Here is a 3377-nt window from a genome sequence, read left to right as displayed (position 1 = left end):
CAAGCGCGGCGTATCCCTCCTCCTCTCCGCTTTCGACAATGTGTGAATCTAATAGGCGCGCGGGGAGAGGGATAGGGTGAGGGGCAAAACTTTCAGTGTATTCGATGTCTGCTGGCCGGCGCGATCAGTCGCAGCCTTGGCCCTGTGTGAGGTGCGCGCCGTCGCGCGAGCGGGCATTGTCGGTGTCCTGGTTTGCGCAGGCGGGGTCGGGGCGATTGATGCTGTTGGTGTACATGCGGTCGACTTCGGCGCGCGTCTTGGGAGGCTGCCAGGGCGTTTCGCTGTCGAGATCGAGGCTGCTGTCATGGGACTGCGGGTTCGGCCACATCATCGGGTCGCGCGCCAGGGCGCCGCCTGCTGTTCCAAGTGTGATGGCCATAACAGATAACGCTAATAATTTCATGTGCATATCGTACCTCATGTCTTATGTGGGACATTTCTGTCCCAGCCGGCACGTAGGTCTGCGCTCGCTTTCGTTCCACTCGCAGTCGCGTGAATTTGATAGCATTTGATGCGCAGGTGACTGGGACGCGTGCGGCTTGCTCGATCGTTCCCTCGCCTCGTTTTGCGAGGAGAGCAGGGTGAGGGGGTAGAATTCTCAGGGAATCCAATATGTTATGCGGCGCCACCCCTCATCCGCTCTTCGGGCACCTCCCCGGCGGGGAGAAGCGGGAGTCGCGCCTTCCGTCGTCCCTCACAGATGCGGCTGCAGTTGGCAAATTCCGCAAAAAAACCCGCCGCGATCGACGGGTTTGTCTGCTTCGTCTGCCGGCTTCAGCCGGCGGGAAGGGTGCGATCAGTCGCAGCCTTGGCTCTGGCCGAGATGCGTGCCGTTGCTGGAGCGGACATTGTTGGTGCCCTGCGCGTCGCAGGCGGGGTCGGCACGGTTGAGGCTGTTGGTATACATGCGATCGACGTCCGCTTGCTTCTTGGGAGCGTGCCAACGGACTTCGCTATCAAGGCTCAGGCTCGAGTCATGGGACTGCGGGTTCGGCCATTGCACAGGTTCTCTTGCGAGAGCGCCGCCTGCGGTTCCAAGTGTCATAGCAATCATTGATAAAGCAAGTAATTTCATACGCATAAGAATAACCCTCTTGTTTGCGTCCGGGGCATTTTGAGCGCCCCGAGATGACATAAGTTCGCCTTTATTCCCGTTCCATGCCCCTTCACATTTTTTTGATGTCACTTGGTTTCAATTGGAATGAGGGCTCCTGCAACTGTAACTTCCGCCGTGATCGACGGCGTTGCGATCAGGCGTTCAAGAGCCTTTCGATGGCCTTGCGGGCGTCGATTTTTCCCTTCAGGACGTGCTCTTCAGGCCCCTCGAATTCGATCCAGCCTTCGTTGAAGCCATCCAGCATCTGGATCCGCGGCATCGGGTCGCGCATGCCCTGAGACCGGAAGAGCGCGCCCCAGTTCTCGCGGGGGACGACCTCGAGGCGGACCGGACGTCCGAGGAGTTCGGAGAAGATCGCGGCGATCTGGCGCGGCGAGATGCGTGCCGGACCGTCGAGCTCGACGATGCGCCGGCCCTTCCAGTCCTGAAGGATCAGCTCGGCTGCGACGCGGCCGACGTCCTCGGTCGAGACCATCGGGAACGGCCGGTCCTCGGGCTGGAGGAAGGTGCGGACGACACCCTCGTTTCGCGCGGAGGCGACATCCCAGGAAAGATTGTCGAGGAACCAGCCCGGACGAAGGATGGTGAGCGGCATTGAAAGATGACCGAGCGCTTGTTCCAGGATGGTGCGCTGCGTCAGGAGATTGGACTGGCTCGCCTGCGCGCCGATGGTCGACAGGCAGAGCACCTTGCCGGGTTTCGCATTTTCGAGCGCATTGCGGATGATGTCCGCTTCCGCCCGGGCTTCCGGAAATCCCGGCAGCGGGTCGAAATTCGGCGGCGGCAGGATGAAGGCACCTTCGGCGTCCGTGAAGGCTTTGGTGAGTGCTGCTTCGTCGCCCATGTCGGCGACGGCGATCTCGCAACCGAGGGCCGCCCATTCGCCGGCTTTTTCGGGATTGCGGACAACCGCGCGTACCTTGGCGCCCGCGTCAAGGAGCGTGCGGGCCATGGTGGCGCCGACCTTTCCAGTGATTCCGGTGATTGCATACATGTTCACTTCTCCTGTTGATGGGTTCGTTTGTCATTCGATCTGAAGGGAGGATACGAAGCCGGGCGTGTTGACTGAAGTGAAAATAGGTCACATCATTGGTGATCCAAAATCACTAGTCAGCGGGGGGCCAACATGACATTCGACGGCAGGATGATTTCGAACGTCGGGGTTCTGGCTGCTATCATCGAGGGCGGCAGCTTCGCGCGCGCCGCCGATGCGCTCGGCCTTTCGCCCTCCGGCGTCAGCCGCGCCATCTCGCGCCTCGAGGGGCGGATCGGCGTGCGCCTTCTCGACAGGAACACCCGTTCGGTGACGCTGACGGACGAGGGCCGCAGGCTCTATGCGGATATCGGGCCGTTGCTCTCGGAAATCGAAAACGCATTGCGTGTCACCTCCGGCTCGGCCAAGACGGTGCGCGGGCGGCTGCGCGTCAATGTCGACGCCTTTTTCGCCCGCATCATGTTTTCGGCGCATGTCGGCCGCTTCCTCGAGCTTTATCCGGAAGTGTCCCTGGAGCTCGTCACCAGGGACCAGCTCGGCGACCTGCTGGGCGAGGGCTTCGATATCGCGATCCGTTTCGGTACGCCGCCGGACTCCTCCATGGTGGCGCGCAAGCTGCTGGAGACCCGCACGATCATGGTCGCTTCGCCCGCCTATCTCGAAAGACACGGCACGCCCGAGATTCCCGCCGACCTTGCCCGGCACACCTGCATCCAGGTGCGCAATTCCCAGACCGGGCAGATCATCGAGGATTGGCTGTTTCCAAACGGCGGGGAGATGCTTTCGGTTGCAACGCACGGCCGGCTGGTGGTCAACGATGTCGGAACGCTGCTTGGCGCCTGCCTCACCGGCGTCGGCATCGCGCGCATCAAGGCGATCGGCGTTCAGGACCTGCTGGACAGCGGTGCACTCGTCGAGTTGTTACCTGACTGGCCGACCGAAACCTATCCGCTTTACGCGATCTACCCGTCAAGGCATCTGCCGGCGGCGAAGGTCCGGGCGTTTATCGATTTTGTGCAGGAGACGGTGGCGGCGCGTGGCGTGTGAGGTTGCGGCGAATACCCTCTTCTCCCCAGTGGGGAGAAGTGCCGAGCAGCGCGAGGCGATGAGGGGGCGAGGAGCAAAGCGACGAGCGTCCGGAGCGCAAGCGAAGGACATTGCCGTGCGGAGAAACCCCCTCATCCGACCCTTCGGGCCACCTTCTCCCCGCCGGGGCTATTAGATTCACACATTGTCGAAAGCGGAGAGGAGGAGGGATACGCCGCG

The 3377-nt window shown here is 61.8% G+C and carries 3 protein-coding genes; 1 reads left to right on the top strand and 2 read right to left on the bottom strand.

From position 1 onward, the window contains the following. Positions 1 to 124: 124 nt before the first annotated feature. On the bottom strand, positions 125 to 403 hold the full coding sequence (locus tag AAE029_RS36075) for a hypothetical protein (protein ID WP_371077741.1): 279 nt from the start codon (positions 401 to 403) through the stop codon (positions 125 to 127). An 847-nt stretch (positions 404 to 1250) separates the two neighbouring features. Next, positions 1251 to 2111, bottom strand: coding sequence for an NmrA family NAD(P)-binding protein (locus AAE029_RS36070; protein ID WP_371077740.1), 861 nt, complete (start codon positions 2109 to 2111; stop codon positions 1251 to 1253). A 132-nt stretch (positions 2112 to 2243) separates the two neighbouring features. Between AAE029_RS36070 and AAE029_RS36065 the strand changes: the two genes are divergently transcribed. Further along, positions 2244 to 3158, top strand: a complete 915-nt coding sequence (locus AAE029_RS36065) for a LysR family transcriptional regulator (RefSeq protein WP_371077739.1) — start codon at positions 2244 to 2246, stop codon at positions 3156 to 3158. Positions 3159 to 3377 lie beyond the last annotated feature (219 nt).

Origin of the sequence: Sinorhizobium sp. CB7 (assembly GCF_041357635.1) — a bacterium.
In the GTDB taxonomy this organism is placed as follows: Bacteria; Pseudomonadota; Alphaproteobacteria; order Rhizobiales; family Rhizobiaceae; genus Rhizobium.
The sequence above is the reverse complement of the archived record's forward strand: the minus strand, read 5'-3'. Positions and strand labels throughout refer to the sequence as shown.